Origin of the sequence: Catenovulum agarivorans YM01 (assembly GCF_000281085.1) — a bacterium.
Classification (GTDB): Bacteria; Pseudomonadota; Gammaproteobacteria; order Enterobacterales; family Alteromonadaceae; genus Catenovulum; species Catenovulum agarivorans.
The window spans coordinates 323,831-342,118 of sequence record NZ_JH767523.1 but is presented as its reverse complement, the minus strand read 5'-3'; the positions used below and the strand labels follow the sequence as shown (position 1 = coordinate 342,118).

Genomic DNA, 18,288 nt, shown 5'->3' with positions numbered 1-18,288 from the left:
GAAAACAAACACCACCTGTTTAACTACTATTAACTAACGAAACTTCTAGCTAACGTTGTGAGCTTAGCGGCGCAACGAAGTTGCGTCCGAGTGACAGCTTGCTGGCACGACTATAGCGTATTGTTAGTATTGGCGCACTTTAAACCCGCTTAGCGCAGCTTAAAGACTTGCCGCCCAAAAAGAGCGATAAAGCTGACAGGCGACAAACTTGCCAATACGATGAATTATAAAATAGGGTACTCATAAAAGAAATGATGTACCACCCAAAAATTGTAAACCTGCATAGTGCAATATATGCGGTTTAAGGGTGCGAAGAGGTGACATTTTAGGCAGTATGAAAGAATGAATAACTGCCTTGTAAATGTAATGCCTTCGCAGCGCGTTTTTAAAAGATCAAAACGCCTACTAACGCTATATAGACAGAACACCGAAAACCAAAGCCCTTTGTTCCATCCACCAGCGATCTAAATTAAATAATATTTAAGTAAACTAAAACATTCAGTTACAACTGTCAATTTTTACAAATTTGATAAAATTTATCACCAAAATAAATTTACTTTCGCATAAAACATGTATATAAAAACAGTATCAAAATTTATTAATCAACCACCCGCAAGTTAGCAATTCTGTGTGATAGATAGAATTCCACCTATCAGCGGACATGCAAAGGGAACATTTATCAAACGATAATATACAAAAGGGATGTGATTATGGGCAATCTTACAACTAACGCTGAACCCAAACTTCAGCAAATGTACCATCAAGCTATTAAGTTAAAACATTACAGCATTCGTACTGAACAAACATATTGGGCTTGGATTAAAAAATTTATTCTTTTTCATGGTAAACAACACCCCAAAGAACTATCTATAGAAGATATAGAATCGTTTTTAGCTCACCTAGCAGTAAACAAACAAGTTAGTGCATCTACACAAAATATCGCCTTCAACGCGATTAATTTTCTTTACCAGCAGGTTTTAAATATTGAGTTAGCCGGTATAAACGCAATTCGCGCTAAGCGAAAACAAAAAGTGCCAACTGTGTTTTCCCATAATGAAGCATTACAAGTTATCTCTCATTTAGAATACCCGTACAAAACCATTGCAATTTTAATGTATGGTAGCGGCTTGCGGTTATTAGAAGTTGCACGGCTACGTGTTCAAGATATCAATTTTGAAACACAAACCATTACAGTGCGCCAAGGTAAAGGCGGTAAAGATCGAATCTGTATTCTGCCTGTCGGTATTATCGACGATTTAAAAACGCGCATGAAAGCCATAAAGGAACAACACGCACAGGATATAGGAAAAGGTTTTGGTTTAGCATCTATTCAGCCAGCTTTATCGCGCAAGTATCGGCATGCGTTAAAACAATTCGGTTGGCAGTATTTATTTCCGGCGGATAAGTTGGCGCCAGATCCAGCAGACGGAAGAACTAAACGACATCACATTCACGTCAGTTCAATTCAAAAGGCGGTTAAAGCAGCAATTCGAAAAACAGAGATCACCAAACAAGCGTCTTGCCATACTTTTCGTCACTCGTTTGCCACTGAGTTATTAAAAGCTGGTACTGATTTACGTACTATTCAAGAGCTTTTAGGTCACGAAGATATTCGCACCACTCAAATATATACTCATGTAATTGGTCTAAACCAAGCAGGCGTCACCAGCCCATTTGACCGATTGTAATAACTAGGTCTACAAAGCAAAAGAGCGTTCAATTGAACGCTCTTTGTAGCTATTTTAAAAACGCCTATCTACTAACGTTAACTCTATTCAACATTGCAAGGATCAAGTTTCCAAATATTGTTCACATAATCTTGAATTGAACGGTCTGAGTTAAACTTACCCATAGTTGCAGTATTGGTAATTGCCATACGCGCCCACTTTGTTGAATCTTGATATAAAGCATCAATCTTCTTGTGTGCATCAGAGTAAGACGCATAATCAGCAAGCGTCATATAGGTATCGCCGTAGTCTAACAAGCTGCGTTTAATTTCAGCGAGTTCACCAGGTTTACCTGGGGTGAAGTAGTCTGTATCAAACCAGTCTAATACAGCTTTTAACTCTTCGTTCGCGTAGTAATAATCCCAAGGGTTATAACCTGCGGCTTTTTTCGCTTTAACCTCATCGACGGTTAAACCAAATATCACCACGTTATCTTCACCCGCTTCTTCAGCAATTTCTATGTTTGCACCATCTAATGTACCAATTGTGACCGCACCGTTTAATGCAAGTTTCATATTACCTGTACCAGATGCTTCTTTACCCGCAAGTGAAATCTGCTCTGATACATCAGCCGCTGGGATCATTTTCTCAGCTAGCGATACGCGATAGTTAGGTAAAAACACCACTTTAAGTTTATCTTTAATACGCGAATCGTTATTTACCTTGTCAGCTACTTTGTTAATTGCATAAACAATTTCTTTCGCCATGTAGTAACCTGGAGCTGCTTTAGCGCCGAAGATAAATACGCGTTTTGGCATATCATAGTCTGGATTTTGCAATAAACGACGATACAAAGCCATAATATGAATTAAGTTAAGTTGTTGGCGTTTATATTCATGCAAACGCTTAATTTGAATATCAAATAAGGCAGTTGGATCAACATCAACATTGGTTAATTCTTTAATAACTTTGGCTAATTCCGCCTTGTTATCATGTTTAATTTGCATAAATTCCTTTTGGAATTTTTTGTCATCCGCCAAGTCATTTAGTTTTTGTAATTTATCTAAATGTACCGGCCAATCTTCATCAACATGTTTGCTAATTAAGTTAGATAACGCAGGGTTACAAGACTTCAACCATCTACGAGGTGTAACACCATTGGTTACATTGGTTAATTTACCCGGCCAAATTTTATCGAATTCAGGGAATAAATCAGATTTAACTAATTTAGAGTGAATTTCCGCTACACCATTTACTTTAAAGCTGCCGATTACACACAAGTTACCCATACGCACCATTTTTTCATGGCCTTCTTCGATAATAGATAATTTGCGTTTAACTTCATCATCGCCTGGGAATGCAGGCTCAACTACTTCTTCTAAGAAGCGGCTGTTAATTTCGTAAATAATTTCTAAATGGCGTGGTAATACTTTTTCGAATAAACGCACCGACCATTTTTCTAACGCTTCTGGCAATAAAGTATGGTTGGTATAAGCGAATACTTTTTGGCAAATGCCCCAAGCTTTATCCCAAGTTAGTTCAGCGCGATCGACTAGTATACGCATCAACTCAGGAATAGCGACAGCTGGATGTGTATCGTTTAATTGCATCACAACTTGCGATGGGAAGTTGTCCCAGTTATCGCCGTGCGCACGTTTGTAACGACGAATAATGTCTTTAATTGAACATGCACAGAAGAAGTATTGTTGAATTAAACGCAGCTCTTTACCCGCGTCTGTATTGTCGTTTGGATACAATACTTTAGAGATGGTTTCAGCTTGCACGTTTTCAACTTGTGCATCTAAATAACCACCTGCGTTAAATACGTCCCAGTTAAAGAAATCGGACGCGCGACTTTCCCATAAACGCAGAATGTTAACTGTTTTTGCGCCATAACCAACGACAGGAATATCCCAAGGTACACCTTTAATAATACGACCCGGATGCCATTCTTTGTGGATGCGGCCATTTTCATCGTATTTAGTTTCTACATAACCGTAGAGTGGAATTTCTTGAATAGATTCTGGGCGACAAATTTCCCACGGGTTGCCGTATTCACGCCAAGAGTCAGGACGCTCTAGCTGGCGACCGTGTTTAATTTCTTGGGTGAACAAACCATGCTCGTAGTGAATGCCATAACCAATTGCTGGGTAACCTAAGGTTGCTAATGAGTCAACAAAACAAGCAGCTAAGCGGCCTAAACCACCATTACCCAAAGCCATATCAGGCTCTTCTTCACATATTTCATTGAAGTCTAGATCGAGTTGCTCTAATGCTTGTTGTGCAACTTCAGTTAAACCTATGTTGGTTAGGTTGTTCTTTAAAAAGCGTCCCATCAAAAATTCTAATGATAGGTAATGAACTGCGCGGGTATCTTTTTGAAAGTGTGTTTTTTGGGTTTTTGTTGCACGTTCAAAAACCATTTCGTTTACCGCTGCGCAAACTGCATTCCACCATGCTTTTTTACTGGCTTTATTTTCGTCTGTACCTAGCGTTACGTGTAAGTGGCGAACGACACACTCTTTAAATTGTTCTGGTGTCATACCAAAACTTTCTAGGCTAGCCGTAACAGCTGATGCTGCTTTTTTACGTCTAGTTGGTGTTTTGGTTGCAGTTTTTGCGGCTGTTTTAGGTGCAGCTTTGCTTGCAGCTGTTTTGCTAGCTGATGTTGTTTTTGAAGTTGTTGTCTTACTTTTGCTAGTACGGCGTGTTGTAGTCATCTTTAATCCTATTCACTGATTGACGGATTAAACCGTTTATCAAATGAAGTTGATGTTAATTTCACAACTTAAAAATGTACTTAAAAACGCATTTTTAAGTCAGTTACGCGCTCCGCATGCAGACTAAATGTTGATATTAGGGAGTTAATCAAATAGTCCAATTTCGATTATTGTTATTATGTTTTGCGGCTAAATTTAACTAAATATCAGCCAAATAGCCAGTAAAATTGTTAATAGACAACCCTACTGGCGTGCTAATTACAGCTTATAAACCTGCTTTTTTAAATGTTTGGCCAACAATCTCTTTCGCTTCTTCAATAATTTGCGCAAGGTGTTGTTCACCTAAAAAGCTTTCACTATAAATTTTGTAAATTTCTTCAGTACCTGAAGGTCTTGCTGCAAACCAGCCGTTTTCTGTTACCACTTTAAGGCCACCAATAGCAGCACCGTTACCTGGTGCATGCGTAAGCTTAGCAAGAATTTTTTCACCTGCCAGTGTTGATGCTTCAACATCGTCTGCTGATAAGTTTTTCAACACGTCTTTTTGTGCTTTTGACGCTGGTGCATCAATGCGGTTGTATACTGGCTCACCAAATTGGCTGACAAGCTCTTGATACAACTGTGCTGGGTCTTTACCTGTAACTGCAGTAATTTCAGCTGCCAATAAAGCTAAGATGATGCCGTCTTTGTCGGTAGACCATACAGTGCCGTCCATTCTTAAAAATGACGCCCCTGCACTTTCTTCACCACCAAAACCATAGGTGCCTGTATATAAACCATCAACAAACCATTTAAAACCAACTGGTACTTCTGATAAGTTTTTACCTAGTGAATTTGCGACACGGTCAATCATGCTGGAAGAAACTAAAGTTTTACCTATGGCTAAACCATTAGCCCATTGTGTTCTGTGGGTATATAAATATTGAATAGCAACAGCCAAATAATGGTTAGGGTTCATCAAACCAGCTGATTTTGTAACTATACCGTGGCGGTCGTAGTCAGGATCGTTAGCAACGGCAACATCAAATTTATCTTTTAAACCAATTAGACCAGCCATTGCATATGGTGATGAACAATCCATACGAATTTTGCCGTCTTTATCCAGCGTCATAAATGAGAATGTTGGGTCAACACTGTCGTTTACCACTTCGATGTTAATGCCATAAGTTTGCGCGATAACATCCCAATAGGCGATACCTGAACCACCTAGTGGGTCAACACCAATTTTTAAACCTGACTTCGCAATGGCTTCCATGTCGATTACATTTTTTAAATCATCAACATAAGGTTTAATAAAATCGTATTCAGTAACAAATTCAGATTCAATCGCTTGCGTGAAGTCGATGCGTTTAACGTCAGCTAAACCACCGGCAATAATTTGATTGGCGCGTGCTTGTACGGCATTAGTGATATCTGTATCTGCTGGGCCACCATTTGGTGGGTTGTATTTAAAACCACCATCTTGTGGCGGATTATGACTTGGGGTTATTACTACGCCGTCTGCTAAACCAGAGGTTTTACCTTGGTTGTAAGTTAATATAGCGTGTGAGATAACTGGTGTTGGTGTATAACCTCTACCTTGCTGTACAACTACTTTTACACCATTCGCCGCGAAAACTTCAACCGCTGTCGCAAATGCACATTCAGATAATGCGTGGGTATCCATACCTACATACATAGGCCCATCAATTTGTTTGTCGTTTCTGTACTCAACCAAAGCTTGGCAAATTGCTGCTATATGGGTTTCGGTAAATGTTGAGTTTTCAGACGAACCTCTATGCCCAGATGTACCAAAGCTAACACCTTGTGCTGCTGTTGGTTTATTTAAATAATATTGGCTAACTAAACGAGGGATATTTACTAAATCTTGCTTTTGTGCCGGCTTACCAGCTCTCTCATGCAACGCCATCTATGACTTTCCTTAACGGTTTTGATTTTCGAGTAGTGTATGTATGGTGATTTTTAGTTTTTAACTTGTTGTTTATACCCAAGCCAGTTGAAAATGCTTTTTATCTCTTGCTGAAATCCGGTATTTTCAGGTGGCTTAGCTATACTGCCCTTTTGTTATATCTTAGCTTTTAAAAACAAACAAGGGGCAGTGAGTCTTTTTATACAACTTGTATGAAAACAGCATTACAACAACTGAGATAAATTTAAAAAGTTTAAACTTTCTGTTGGATTTTTTAACTTAGGTAACACACCCAACAAAGGTGCATCAATTGCTTGCTGCAGAGTTTGTATATTTTGTTGCATATAAGGCATGTCGCCATGTAATGCATTGGCAACCCAACCAACGATGTTACAGCCTGATGCTTTGATTGACTCTTGGGTTAATAGTGCATGGTTTAAACAGCCTAATTTTAAACCGACAACCAATATGACCGGAAGTTGCTGGGTGGCTACCCAGTCAGATAAATAGTTGTTATTGCCCAAAGGTAATTTCCAGCCACCTGCACCTTCGACCACTAAATAATCTAGATTATCTTGGGCAAATTTTTGATACGCTTGGGTTAACTCGTTATTGGTTATTTCAATACCAGCTTCTGCCGCAGCAATATGTGGTGCAATTGCCGGTTCAAGTGCAATTGGGTTTATTTGCGAATAAACCAATTCAACATTGCTTGTTTGTTGTAATGCCAGCGCATCTTCGTTTTTTAACTGACCATCAATTAACTCACAACCAGCTGCGATAGGTTTAAAACCTGCTGCTTTGCCCTGTTTAGCTAAATAGCCAATCAATGCACTAGAAAAAAAGGTTTTGCCACATTCAGTATCTGTAGCTGTCACAAAATAGCTTTTTCGACTCATAATTTATTTCAATGGTTTATTGATACAAGAATATAAAGTTTGCCAACTGGCGGTTACCTTATTTGAATGGCGTGGATAGGCATTTTCTAATTTTTGTAATTTAGCACGCGTTAGCCCTGTCGACTTGTCGCGGTTCACTACTGTATTAGCTCCTATTGCTTTTAATTCTTTCAAAAGCGCTTTTACACTGTCGTAATGTGTTTGATGATCAATTACCTCAAGCACATCACAAGTTACCTCTGCCTGTGCTATTTGTTGTTTGACCTCTTCTATGGTCAAAAAGTTATTTACATGGTTATTGGTATCAAGCGCAACAAATGCTTGTTTAAGCTCAACTAAGGTATTAGCTAACAAAGTAGTAAATACAACTTGTCCACCCGGTTTACATACTCTATAGGCTTGCTGAATAACTTTAGTTAAATCACACCACTGCCAAGCAAGCGATGAAAAAACAACATCAAAGCTATTATCGGCAAACGGTAAATCATGCGCGTCAGCTTGCTCAAAGTTAAATTGGCGAAAGTTGTTTTTATAGTCAGCACAAGTTGCAACTTTGTGCTGAGCGGTTTTTAACATGCCTTGTGAGATATCACAGCCTTGGTAAAGATTCCCTTGGCTAAACTTAACCAAATTCGCTGTACCACAACCAACATCCAATACTTTCGATTTCGTTGATAAAGTCAAATATTTAGAGGCGCGTTCTATAACCGCAAGCTGCAGCTGTGCAGCACCGTCATAACTAGCAGCGGCTTTAGAAAAATGCTCAGAGATAAGCTGTTTATTTGATAACGACAAAACTACCTTCCTAGCTCTGGCTTTTGCTTAAAGTTTGCAAGCCAATTTCTAATGCCTGTAAGGCTTGATCGATATCAGCAATGTCATGCAAAGTATTAATAGTAAACCGAATACGCGCTTGTCCTTGAGGCACAGTTGGTGGACGTATCGCTGTTGCCCAAATGCCTTGGTTACGCAATATTTTAGCTAGTTTCAATGTATCTTCATTACTGCCTATAACCACAGGTTTAATTGCACTGACATTTCCACCACAAGGCAAGGTTATTCCGAGTTTGTTGACACCTTCAACAAAGTGAAAAACATTCTGCTCTAGCTTTTCGCGCCGCCAATTTTCATTGCGAATTTTAATAATGGCTTGTCGAGTTACCTCAGCTAATATCGGCGAGAAAGAAGTACTAAAAATATATGCACGTGCTTCATTAACTAGATATTCAATTAACTGTTTTGAGCCTGCGACAAATGCACCGCTTGTGCCAATCGCTTTACCAAACGTAGCAGTGAATATATCTATGTTATTCGCTGATATATTTTGTTTAGCTAAACTGCCCTGACCTTGCTCGCCAAATACACCAATACCATGCGCATCGTCTAACATTAGCCCTACGTTGTCTTGTTCAGCCAACAGCTGACAAATTGGCTGCAATGGCGCAGCATCACCATCCATACTAAACACACCTTCAGTCACTACCAATTTGTAGTCAGCTGGTGTTTGCAGCCTTTGTTGTAAGTGTTCAATATCATTGTGTTTAAAACGCAAATTTTTAGCGGTACTTTGTAGACCGCCATCAATCAAAGATGCATGGTTTAATTTATCTTGAATGATCAGCTGATTTTGATCTTTTAGTAGCGTTTTTAAAACTGAGCTATTTGCAGAAAAACCACTGTTAAACAACAAACAGGCATCAAACCCTAACCAATCACAAATCTCGTCTTCTAATGCTTGATGTGCACCATGGTGACCATTAATTAATGGTGAGCCAGTGCTGCCAGACAAATTATGCTCAAGCGCATTCACCCACGCAGCTTGCAAACAACCAGACGCAGCAATACCCAAATAATCATTACCAGAAAAATTTAAATATTTTTGCTGGTTATGAATTATAAATTGATTACTGGTAACTAGTGTATTTTTTTGTCGGTAAGCGTATTGAGCTTGCTTGGCAGCAAGCTCTTGCTCAATAAAGCTGGGTAACATTAAACAGCTGCGTTATAAAACTGTGGCGTTTGTTGGCTTTCTGCAACCGCTTCAGATATGGCTTGTTCTGTTACTTCGTCTGAATAACCTTGGCGTTTTTCTGGTTCAATACCTAATTTAGCAAACAATTGCATATCGGTATTTGCTTCTGGGTTTTCAGTGGTTAATAGTTTTTCACCGTAGAAAATACTATTCGCGCCAGCAAAGAAACACATAGCCTGCATTTGTTCATTCATTTCAGTACGACCCGCTGATAAACGCACATGCGATTTAGGCATTAAAATACGTGCTACCGCTATGGTACGGACAAATTCAAAATGGTCAAAATCTTCAAGGTCAGCAAATGGTGTACCTTCAACACGTACCAACATGTTAATTGGTACACTGTCAGGGTGTTGTTCTAAGTTAGCTAAGCTTTTTAATAAACCAGCACGGTCTTTAGCTTCTTCACCCATACCAACAATGCCGCCACTACATACTTTCATACCTGATGCACGCACGTTTTCTAATGTGTCTAATCTGTCTTGGAAAGTACGTGTGGTAATGATATCACCGTAGAATTCTTGGGAAGTGTCCAAGTTATGGTTGTAATAATCTAAACCAGCTTGTTGTAAGGTAATGGCTTGTTCACGGGTTAACATGCCAAGCGTCATACAAGTTTCCATGCCCATTTCGCGCACACCTTTAATCATTTCAACTATGTAAGGAATGTCACGATCTTTCGGGTTACGCCACGCAGCGCCCATACAAAAACGTGTTGAGCCATTTTTCTTTGCAAGCTCAGCTGTTTCTAACACCTTTTGTACTTCCATTAACTTTTCTTTGTGTAAGCCTGTGTCGTAACGTGCACTTTGTGGGCAGTATTTACAATCTTCTGGGCATGCACCTGTTTTAATCGACAATAAAGTACTTACTTGTACTTCATTTGGATTAAAGTGTTGGCGATGTACGCTCTGGGCTTTAAATAACAAATCGTTAAATGGTAAATCAAATAAGGCTTGAATTTCTTCAGTTGTCCAATCGTGGCGTATCTCAGCTTGCATGCTCTTTTCTCTAATTGAATTTTGCTTGATAGTTTATTTACCTTAGTTACACTGTCAATCATTCGCTTCATTAAATTTGACATCTGTATAAATATTAAGCATGAGTATTGATTTAGAGTTTGATCGTAAACATATTTGGCACCCATACACATCGTTAACCAATCCACTCCCAACCTATCCAGTAAAATCTGCCAGCGGTGTTGAAATTTTTTTGGAAACAGGCGAAGTGCTAATTGATGGCATGAGCAGTTGGTGGGCAGCCGTGCATGGTTATAATCACCCAAAACTCAATCAAGCACTTGTTGAACAAAGCCAGCAGATGTCGCATGTTATGTTTGGTGGTTTAACTCACCAACCTGCTGTCGATTTATGTAAAAAGCTAGTTGAGTTATCACCGGATGGACTTGATAAAGTTTTTTTAGCCGATTCAGGCTCTGTAAGTGTAGAAGTGGCAATGAAAATGGCCATTCAATATTGGCAAAGCGAACACAAAGCTGACAAACATAAGTTTTTAACCGTAAAAAATGGTTACCACGGTGATACCTTTGCCGCTATGTCGGTGTGTGATCCAGTCAATGGTATGCACACACTGTTTAGTAAAACCATCAATCAGCATTTATTTGCCAGCGCGCCAAGTCCTATATTTCCAAAAGATAAAGATGAGTTAGATGAGGCGTTAGATAATGCAGGTTTCGTTCAAGAGCATTTAGCAGAAATCACTCAGTTATTAGAAACTAACCACCATAATATCGCGGCGATTATTATCGAGCCTATTGTCCAAGGTGCTGGTGGCATGCGTTTTTATCATCCGCAATATTTAACAGCTTTGCGTCAATTAGCCAACCAATACAATGTACTACTAATTACCGATGAAATTGCCACTGGTTTTGGTCGTACAGGCAAAATGTTTGCTTGTGAATGGGCGAAAATCACTCCCGATATCATGTGTGTTGGTAAAGCCATTACAGGCGGTTATATGACATTGGCCGCAACTTTAACCACCACCAAAGTTGCTGAACAAATTTGTAATGGCCAAGCTGGTGTATTTATGCACGGCCCTACTTTTATGGGCAATCCACTTGCTTGTGCGGTTGCTAACGCCTCTCTTGACCTACTCATTGAAAATAACTGGCAACAGCAAGTAGCCAATATCGAAACTTGGTTAAACCAGTATTTACAACCAATCGCTGAATTTGTCCAAGTTGCTGATGTGCGGGTATTAGGCGCAATTGGTGTAGTTGAGCTTAAAGAACCTGTGCCAATGGAGCAAATTCAAGCCTTTTTTGTAAAACAGGGTGTGTGGATCAGACCTTTTGGCAAATTGGTTTATTTAATGCCGCCGTTTATTAGTGAAGAAAAGCATATTAAAAAGTTGGCTGGGGCTATTGAAGCTTGGTTGTTTAATGATTAACTGCTAAATCAATCTAAAACTGCGGCAGTATTTGGATATACACATACAATACTGCCGCAACTGCAACTACTAATAAAACAGCCAAGTTATAATGAAAGTGATCACTTTTGCGTTTCATTCTTTTTAAGTTAATCAACATAGCAATTAAAGTAATGGCGCAGCAGATAAGTAATTGCCAAAATAAAAATTCAGTCCACTGCTCTACCCAGTCTAACCTATATTCATCTTCTATCTTTTTGTATTTAGCATAGCCAGTCAATTTTTCTGGGCGAGCCAACCTAAACCACACCATGGCCATAATAAAACTCAGCCAGGCTACTAAATTAGCAGCCCAAATAGACTTAATTACCCAGTCTGCGCCTTTTCTTCGTTCATTTTGAACAAAATTAGTGTCTTTTTGCTTGTTTCTCATATTGGCTTTAGTAACATATCGCTCTTTATAACAATAGAAGATTTATTTAGCCGGAGCAAAATTGACATGAGTCACGCTGCAATCAGTGATGTATTAGCGGGTAAATACCCATTAAATGAAACTCTAACCATTAAAGGCTGGGTTCGTACCGTTCGTGCAAATCCAAATTTTGCTTTTATCAATTTACATGATGGCTCTTGTTTCGACCCTATTCAGGTTATTGCCGACAGCGCTTTAGCAAACTATAGCGAAATCGCAAAATTAACAACCAGTTGTTCACTTGCAATTACTGGTACTTTGGTTGAATCAACAGGTAAAGGCCAGAGTTTTGAAATTCAAGCAACTGAAGTTGAAATTATCGGCTTAGTTGAAGACCCAGATACTTACCCTATGGCACCTAAACGCCACTCGGTAGAATATTTGCGTGAGCATGCACATTTACGTCCGCGCACAAATTTAATTGGTGCGGTAACACGTGTACGCAACTGTTTAGCACAAGCAATTCACAGATACTTCCACGAAAATGGCTTCCAATGGATTGCAACACCAATCATCACAGCATCTGACTGTGAAGGCGCTGGTGAAATGTTCCGCGTATCAACTTTAGATGCGGTTAACCCACCAATGACAGATAAAGGTGAAGTGGATTACAGCGAAGACTTTTTCGGTAAAGAGGCTTTCTTAACTGTATCTGGTCAGTTAAATGTTGAAACCTACTGCTGCGCTTTATCTAAAGTTTACACTTTTGGCCCAACTTTCCGTGCGGAAAATTCAAACACCAGCCGTCACTTAGCTGAATTTTGGATGGTAGAGCCTGAAATTGCTTTTGCGGATTTAGCAACTGTAGCTTCGTGTGCTGAAGATATGTTGAAGTATGTGTTTAAAGCTGTATTAGCCGAGCGTTTAGATGATTTAGAATTTTTCGACCAGCGTGTACAAAAAGGTGTGGTTGAGCGCTTAAAAACTTTAAGTGAATCTGAATTCGTACGTATGGATTACACAGATGCTATCGACATCTTGTTAAAATCAGGCCAAAAATTCGAATTCCCTGTTGAATGGGGTATAGATTTATCATCTGAGCACGAGCGTTATTTGGCTGAAAAACACGTAGGTGGGCCAGTTATTTTACAAAACTACCCGAAAGACATTAAAGCTTTCTACATGCGTTTAAATGACGACGGTAAAACTGTTGCAGCTATGGACGTATTAGCACCTGGCATAGGTGAAATTATTGGTGGTAGCCAACGTGAAGACCGCTTAGACATACTAGATGCGCGTATGCATGAAGTTGACTTAAACCCAGAAGATTACTACTGGTATCGCGATTTACGCCGTTACGGTTCAGTGCCACATGGTGGTTTTGGTTTAGGTTTTGAGCGGTTAGTTGCTTATGTAACTGGCGTACAAAACGTGCGTGACGTTATTCCATTCCCACGTGCACCAAAAACCGCAGCCTTCTAATTATACAGCTGATTTTAGCTATTAACATAAAGGTGCCAATTGGCACCTTTTTTATTGTTAATAACATCTCACCACGCATTTCCCAGACTCCCTCTTAACTCTCTCTTAACTACCTCCGAACTTGCTGTTAGCTTGCGCAAAACTTTTTCATATCCTTTACATTTAGCGCTTGAAGTATTAGTAATACTTTATTACCATATTGAAAGTTAAAATCTCGTTAAGGTTTTTAACAGATATTAAAAGTTTAAATTGAGGTTAGTCGTGAAAAATTTACATGTAAAAATGGTTTTATTAGCAGTGCAGGCAACATTGCTATTCGTTTTTGCATGGTTTAGTGCCAATGTTTCGGCCAAAACCATAGAAATAAAACATAACAAAGTTGCTGGTATTGGTGCCAAAGAAGAGTACCAATTTGGTTTGTTAAAGCTTGCGTTAAGCTATGATAAAGAAAACAGTTATAACTTTGTTGAATCAAGTCGATTCTTGCCACAAATCACTATGATTGAGCAGATCAAATCAGGTCAACTTGATGTTGCTTGGACCGGCACCTCTAACGAGTTAGAACAACAGCTAATGCCTATCCGCATTCCACTATACAAAGGTTTGTTAGGCCATAGAATTTTTATTATTCGCCAAGGTGATCAAGCGAGATTTGATCAAATAAACACCTTCGAACAATTAAAAACCTTTACCGCTGCACAAGAGCGCACTTGGGCAGATACCACAATATTGCGCAGTGCTGGCATACCCGTAATAGGTACGCGTAGATATGAAAACTTATTCTATATGTTAGAAGGTGGGCGTTACGATTATTTCCCACGTGGTGTGCATGAGCCTTGGTCGGAAATAAGTGCACGCCCTCACCTGCCATTAACAGTTGAAAAACACATATTGGTTAAATATCCAATGCCAGCATATTTATTTGTAAATAAAAACAATGTTGCCTTGGCAAACAAAATTAACGACGGGCTGATGCAAGCGATTGAAGATGGCAGCTTTAACGACTACTTTTTTAGTAACCCTATGATTAAAGATGTAATTGCTAAAGCAAATTTAACAGACCGTGTGATGTTTGAAATTAACAATCCAAATATACCTAGCAGTACCCCGTTTGATGATAAAAGACTTTGGTTAGATATTAACGAGCTATAAGGAATACAAATGAAAGTGCTAAACAAACAGAATTTAAAATTATTGCCAATTTTATCGGCGTTATTGGTTGGCTGTAATGCGACTGATTCAAAAACAGCTGCTACTGCAGTTCAGGGTCCTATGAATATTAAATCTAGTTATTATGCGACTTTACCTAATGGTGAAGTTGTAAATGAATACACCTTAACCAGTGATGCGGGTTTAGAAGTATCAATTATTAGCTACGGCGGTATTATTACCTCACTAAAAGCACCAGACCGCAACGGTAAGTTAGCCGATGTTGTATTGGGTTACGATTCTATTGATGGTTATTTAACTGATACCAATTATTTTGGTGCGTTAATCGGCCGCTACGGCAACCGTATTGGTAAAGGTCAATTTGCTATTGATGGGGTTAAATACCAATTAGACACTAACAATGGTGAAAATCATTTACACGGTGGTCATCAAGGTTACGACAGTAAAAACTGGGCGGTAACCCCGTATGAAGCCGACGGTCATGTTGGCTTAAAAATGCAATTAATTAGCCCAGATGGCGACGGTGGTTTCCCAGGCAATGCAGCTATTCAAGTTGATTATCGTTTAGTTGGTAATGAATTAATCATGGATTACAAAGCCACTACCGATAAAAAAACCCATATCAATTTAACTCAACACAGCTATTTTAACTTAGCAGGCGAAGGTGATATTTTAGATCACAAATTAACCATCCCAGCTCAATATATTACCCCTGTGGATACTGGTTTGATCCCAACTGGTGAATTTATGCCAGTACAAGGCACGCCGTTTGACTTCACTTCAGCTAAGGCTATCGGCAAAGAAATCAATGCTAAAGATCAACAACTAGAATATGGTTTGGGTTACGACCATAACTGGGTGCTGAATAAAGAGCATACGGGGGAATTTAAATTATCGGCTAAGTTAGAGCATGAAAAATCAGGCCGTGTATTAGAAATTTATTCTTCTGAGCCTGCTATTCAGTTCTACTCAGGTAACTTCTTAAACGGCACAGCTAAAGGCAAAGGCCGTACGTTTGAACATAGAACGGGTTTATGTTTAGAGCCACAACATTTCCCTGACAGCCCTAACAAACCACACTTCCCTTCTACTCAAGTTAATCCGGGTGAAGTGTACCAAATGAAAATGAGCTTTAAGTTTTCAACTAACTAAGCTTAAAAAATTCAATAAAATTTAGAAACGGGCGCAAGCCCGTTTTTATTGTCGGCCTCTTATAAAACTTAATATTAAAGCAACAAATCAAAGAGATAGATATGACCAATAAAATCAAACTATCAGCCATCACGCTGGCGCTAACAGCCGTATTATCCGCTTGTGGCAGCAACACTGCACAGCAAATTTCGATTGAAAGTCCAAACAAAAACATCAAAGTAGATGTCAGCCTAAATAAACAAGGTGAAGTGGAATATAGCGTTTATAATCAAGGTCAATTGGTGCTTGAACCATCTAAGCTTGGGGTTATGCTCGAAGGTTACACTTTCGACAAAACACTCACAGTTACTGACAAATCAAAAGCAACAATTTATCAAGATAACTACAGCTTATTATCTGCAAAAAAACACAATATTGAATACACAGCAACCAGCCAAAGTTTGACCCTAAACAATGCACAAGGCCAACAACTACAGATTACCTTTAATGTTTCAAACGACGGTGTTGCATTTAAATATTCAATTGAAGGTGAAGCTGAACAAGCTTATCAATTTGTTGATGAGCTCACCGAATTTGATTTAAAAGCAGATGCAAGCGCGTTTATTCAACCCATCGCTGTAGCGCAAACTGGCTGGTCGAATACCAACCCGAGTTATGAAGAACACTATTTAATTGATGTAGCTGTTGATACTAAGTCACCTACAGGTGCTGGTTGGGTATTTCCGGCATTATACAAAACTGACAACACTTGGTTAGCTATCTCTGAAACTGGTATTGATAGACATCACCATGCAAGTCGCCTAGCACCTGAATCACCTGAAGGGGTTTATACAATAGACCAACCTATGGCGGCTGAAGTCTTCACCAATAAAAAACTATTGGCTAATGGTACTTTCCCGTATCAATCACCATGGAGAATTATCTCTTTAGGTGATTTGGCGACAGTTGCCGAATCAACTTTAGGCACAGATTTAGCCAAAGCCAACCAGCTAGAAAATATCGATTTTGTTAAGCCAGGTGTATCTTCGTGGAGTTGGGGTTTATTAAAAGACGACTACACAATTTATTCGGTGCAAAAAGAATTTATCGATCACGCTGCGAATATGAACTGGCAATATACGCTAGTCGATGCGGATTGGGATAGAAAAATCGGTTTTGAAAAACTGCAAGAATTGGCAGATTATGCAAAAACAAAAAATGTTGGATTATTTGTTTGGTATAACTCATCTGGTGAGTGGAACGAAACACCATACACACCAAGACACAAGTTATTAGACAAAGATCAACGACTAGCTGAATTTTCTGAATTAAAGAAAATGGGCATTGCGGGTCTTAAAATTGACTTTTTTGCAGGTGATGGCCAATCTATGATTGATTACTACATAGATATCTTAGAAGACGCAGCTGATTTTGAACTTATGATCAACTTCCACGGTGCAACTTTACCTAGAGGGTTAAACCGTACCTACCCTAACCTAATGACAGTTGAAGCTGTACACGGTTTAGAAATGGTCACCTTCTTCCAAAATTCAGCGGATAAAGCGGCAAGCCATAGTACTGTTTTACCATTTACGCGTAATTTATATGATCCTATGGATTACACACCAACAACTTTTAATGAATTAACTGGTGAAATTAAGCGTAAAACCACTAATGCATTAGAGTTAGCACAAGCAGTGTTATTTGTATCAGGCGTACAACATATAGTTGAAACACCTGATGGTATGCCATCAGCGCCATATTATGCGATAGATTTACTTAAGCAATTACCTGCCAGCTGGGATGATTCTAAATACATTGCTGGCACACCAGGCAAACTCGCGGTATTTGCACGTAAAAAAGGCAACCTCTGGTATATAGCTGGTATCAACGGTGAAACTACGGCTAAAGATGTTGAGCTAGATCTAAGCTTTCTTGGCAGCAATACAGGGCGTATTATTCAGTCAGGTGAAGGTTATGGCAATATGATCATGTTTGATATGCAAATCGGTGCAAAAACCAAAGTATCATTACAAGGAAATGATGGTTTTGTTATGGTCGTCACTGAAGGACAACAAGCTCAGACTTTCAAGCAGAAGTAAGTTAGCAATAACTCATAGTACTAATAAGACACGGTTGTTTAACCGTGTCTTATTTAAAACAAGCTAGTAGGCTACTCTTCGTTAGGTTCGGCGTTTTCTACGCGACTCTTCAGTTTTTGACCCGGTCTAAAAGTTACAACTCTACGAGCAGTAATTGGAATATCTTCACCCGTTTTAGGGTTACGACCCGGCCTTTCACCTTTATCACGTAGGTCAAAATTGCCGAAACCAGACAATTTAACCTGTTCACCACTTTCTAAAGCAACACGAATTTCTTCAAAGAATATTTCAACTAATTCTTTGGCATCGCGTTTATTCATACCAAGCTTTTCAAACAAATGTTCTGCTATTTCGGCTTTTGTTAATGCCATAC

Annotated in this window: 14 protein-coding genes; 6 read left to right on the top strand and 8 right to left on the bottom strand. The window is 39.1% G+C overall.

Features of this window, described 5'->3' with window-relative positions:
- Positions 1-710: 710 nt before the first annotated feature.
- On the top strand, positions 711-1,688 hold the full coding sequence (locus tag WSC_RS0106140) for an integron integrase (protein WP_016955040.1): 978 nt from the start codon (positions 711-713) through the stop codon (positions 1,686-1,688).
- An 83-nt stretch (positions 1,689-1,771) separates the two neighbouring features.
- Here the strand turns inward: WSC_RS0106140 and WSC_RS0106135 are convergent, their stop codons facing one another.
- The 6 genes from WSC_RS0106135 to bioB all read right to left on the bottom strand — a co-directional run bounded on the left by WSC_RS0106135 (position 1,772) and on the right by bioB (position 10,228).
- The gene (locus WSC_RS0106135) at positions 1,772-4,210 is read right to left on the bottom strand and encodes a glycogen/starch/alpha-glucan phosphorylase (RefSeq protein WP_193352309.1); all 2,439 of its coding nucleotides are present in this window, start codon (positions 4,208-4,210) and stop codon (positions 1,772-1,774) included.
- 442 nt (positions 4,211-4,652) lie between these two features.
- Positions 4,653-6,296, bottom strand: a complete 1,644-nt coding sequence (pgm, locus tag WSC_RS0106130) for a phosphoglucomutase (alpha-D-glucose-1,6-bisphosphate-dependent) (protein WP_016955038.1) — start codon at positions 6,294-6,296, stop codon at positions 4,653-4,655.
- A 224-nt stretch (positions 6,297-6,520) separates the two neighbouring features.
- The gene (gene bioD / locus WSC_RS0106125; protein ID WP_026016700.1) at positions 6,521-7,195 is read right to left on the bottom strand and encodes a dethiobiotin synthase; all 675 of its coding nucleotides are present in this window, start codon (positions 7,193-7,195) and stop codon (positions 6,521-6,523) included.
- 3 nt (positions 7,196-7,198) lie between these two features.
- The gene (locus tag WSC_RS21980; RefSeq protein ID WP_016955036.1) at positions 7,199-7,990 is read right to left on the bottom strand and encodes a methyltransferase domain-containing protein; all 792 of its coding nucleotides are present in this window, start codon (positions 7,988-7,990) and stop codon (positions 7,199-7,201) included.
- A 10-nt stretch (positions 7,991-8,000) separates the two neighbouring features.
- A complete protein-coding gene (locus WSC_RS0106115) occupies positions 8,001-9,185 on the bottom strand; it encodes an aminotransferase class I/II-fold pyridoxal phosphate-dependent enzyme (protein WP_016955035.1) in 1,185 nt (394 codons plus the stop codon).
- Positions 9,185-10,228 carry a biotin synthase BioB gene (gene bioB / locus WSC_RS0106110; RefSeq protein WP_016955034.1) on the bottom strand — a complete coding sequence of 348 codons (1,044 nt, stop codon included), beginning with the start codon at positions 10,226-10,228 and terminating at the stop codon, positions 9,185-9,187. The genes WSC_RS0106115 and bioB overlap by 1 nt, the downstream gene beginning before the upstream one ends.
- Positions 10,229-10,328: 100 nt before the next feature.
- On the opposite strand from bioB, the gene bioA reads away from it, so the two are divergent.
- Positions 10,329-11,639 (top strand): adenosylmethionine--8-amino-7-oxononanoate transaminase, encoded by a 1,311-nt coding sequence (gene bioA / locus WSC_RS0106105; RefSeq protein WP_016955033.1) that lies wholly within the window; start codon positions 10,329-10,331, stop codon positions 11,637-11,639.
- A 13-nt stretch (positions 11,640-11,652) separates the two neighbouring features.
- On the opposite strand, the gene WSC_RS0106100 is transcribed toward bioA, so the two are convergent.
- Entirely contained in the window at positions 11,653-12,051 is a 399-nt protein-coding gene (locus tag WSC_RS0106100) for a hypothetical protein (protein ID WP_016955032.1), read from the bottom strand.
- A 66-nt stretch (positions 12,052-12,117) separates the two neighbouring features.
- On the opposite strand from WSC_RS0106100, the gene asnS reads away from it, so the two are divergent.
- The 4 genes from asnS (at position 12,118) to WSC_RS0106080 (ending at position 17,915) form a co-directional block, all read left to right on the top strand.
- Positions 12,118-13,512 carry an asparagine--tRNA ligase gene (gene asnS / locus WSC_RS0106095; protein ID WP_016955031.1) on the top strand — a complete coding sequence of 465 codons (1,395 nt, stop codon included), beginning with the start codon at positions 12,118-12,120 and terminating at the stop codon, positions 13,510-13,512.
- Between the two features lie 261 nt (positions 13,513-13,773).
- Positions 13,774-14,664, top strand: a complete 891-nt coding sequence (locus tag WSC_RS0106090) for a type 2 periplasmic-binding domain-containing protein (protein ID WP_016955030.1) — start codon at positions 13,774-13,776, stop codon at positions 14,662-14,664.
- 9 nt (positions 14,665-14,673) lie between these two features.
- On the top strand, positions 14,674-15,834 hold the full coding sequence (locus WSC_RS0106085) for an aldose epimerase family protein (protein ID WP_016955029.1): 1,161 nt from the start codon (positions 14,674-14,676) through the stop codon (positions 15,832-15,834).
- Between the two features lie 101 nt (positions 15,835-15,935).
- Positions 15,936-17,915, top strand: coding sequence for a glycoside hydrolase family 97 protein (locus WSC_RS0106080; protein ID WP_016955028.1), 1,980 nt, complete (start codon positions 15,936-15,938; stop codon positions 17,913-17,915).
- Positions 17,916-17,986: 71 nt separating this feature from the next.
- Here WSC_RS0106080 and ihfA read toward each other — a convergent pair whose 3' ends face one another.
- Complete coding sequence (gene ihfA / locus WSC_RS0106075) at positions 17,987-18,286, bottom strand: integration host factor subunit alpha (RefSeq protein ID WP_016955027.1); 300 nt, start codon at positions 18,284-18,286, stop codon at positions 17,987-17,989.
- Positions 18,287-18,288: the final 2 nt, after the last annotated feature.

Bases quoted from the DNA above. Each gene is read 5' to 3' on its own strand.
- WSC_RS0106140 (WP_016955040.1), top strand. From the start codon at position 711: ATGGGCAATCTTACAACTAACGCTGAACCCAAACTTCAGCAAATGTAC.
- WSC_RS0106135 (WP_193352309.1), bottom strand. From the start codon at position 4,210: ATGACACCAGAACAATTTAAAGAGTGTGTCGTTCGCCACTTACACGTA.
- pgm (WP_016955038.1), bottom strand. From the start codon at position 6,296: ATGGCGTTGCATGAGAGAGCTGGTAAGCCGGCACAAAAGCAAGATTTA.
- bioD (WP_026016700.1), bottom strand. From the start codon at position 7,195: ATGAGTCGAAAAAGCTATTTTGTGACAGCTACAGATACTGAATGTGGC.
- WSC_RS0106115 (WP_016955035.1), bottom strand. From the start codon at position 9,185: ATGTTACCCAGCTTTATTGAGCAAGAGCTTGCTGCCAAGCAAGCTCAA.
- bioB (WP_016955034.1), bottom strand. From the start codon at position 10,228: ATGCAAGCTGAGATACGCCACGATTGGACAACTGAAGAAATTCAAGCC.
- bioA (WP_016955033.1), top strand. From the start codon at position 10,329: ATGAGTATTGATTTAGAGTTTGATCGTAAACATATTTGGCACCCATAC.
- WSC_RS0106100 (WP_016955032.1), bottom strand. From the start codon at position 12,051: ATGAGAAACAAGCAAAAAGACACTAATTTTGTTCAAAATGAACGAAGA.
- asnS (WP_016955031.1), top strand. From the start codon at position 12,118: ATGAGTCACGCTGCAATCAGTGATGTATTAGCGGGTAAATACCCATTA.
- WSC_RS0106085 (WP_016955029.1), top strand. From the start codon at position 14,674: ATGAAAGTGCTAAACAAACAGAATTTAAAATTATTGCCAATTTTATCG.
- WSC_RS0106080 (WP_016955028.1), top strand. From the start codon at position 15,936: ATGACCAATAAAATCAAACTATCAGCCATCACGCTGGCGCTAACAGCC.
- ihfA (WP_016955027.1), bottom strand. From the start codon at position 18,286: ATGGCATTAACAAAAGCCGAAATAGCAGAACATTTGTTTGAAAAGCTT.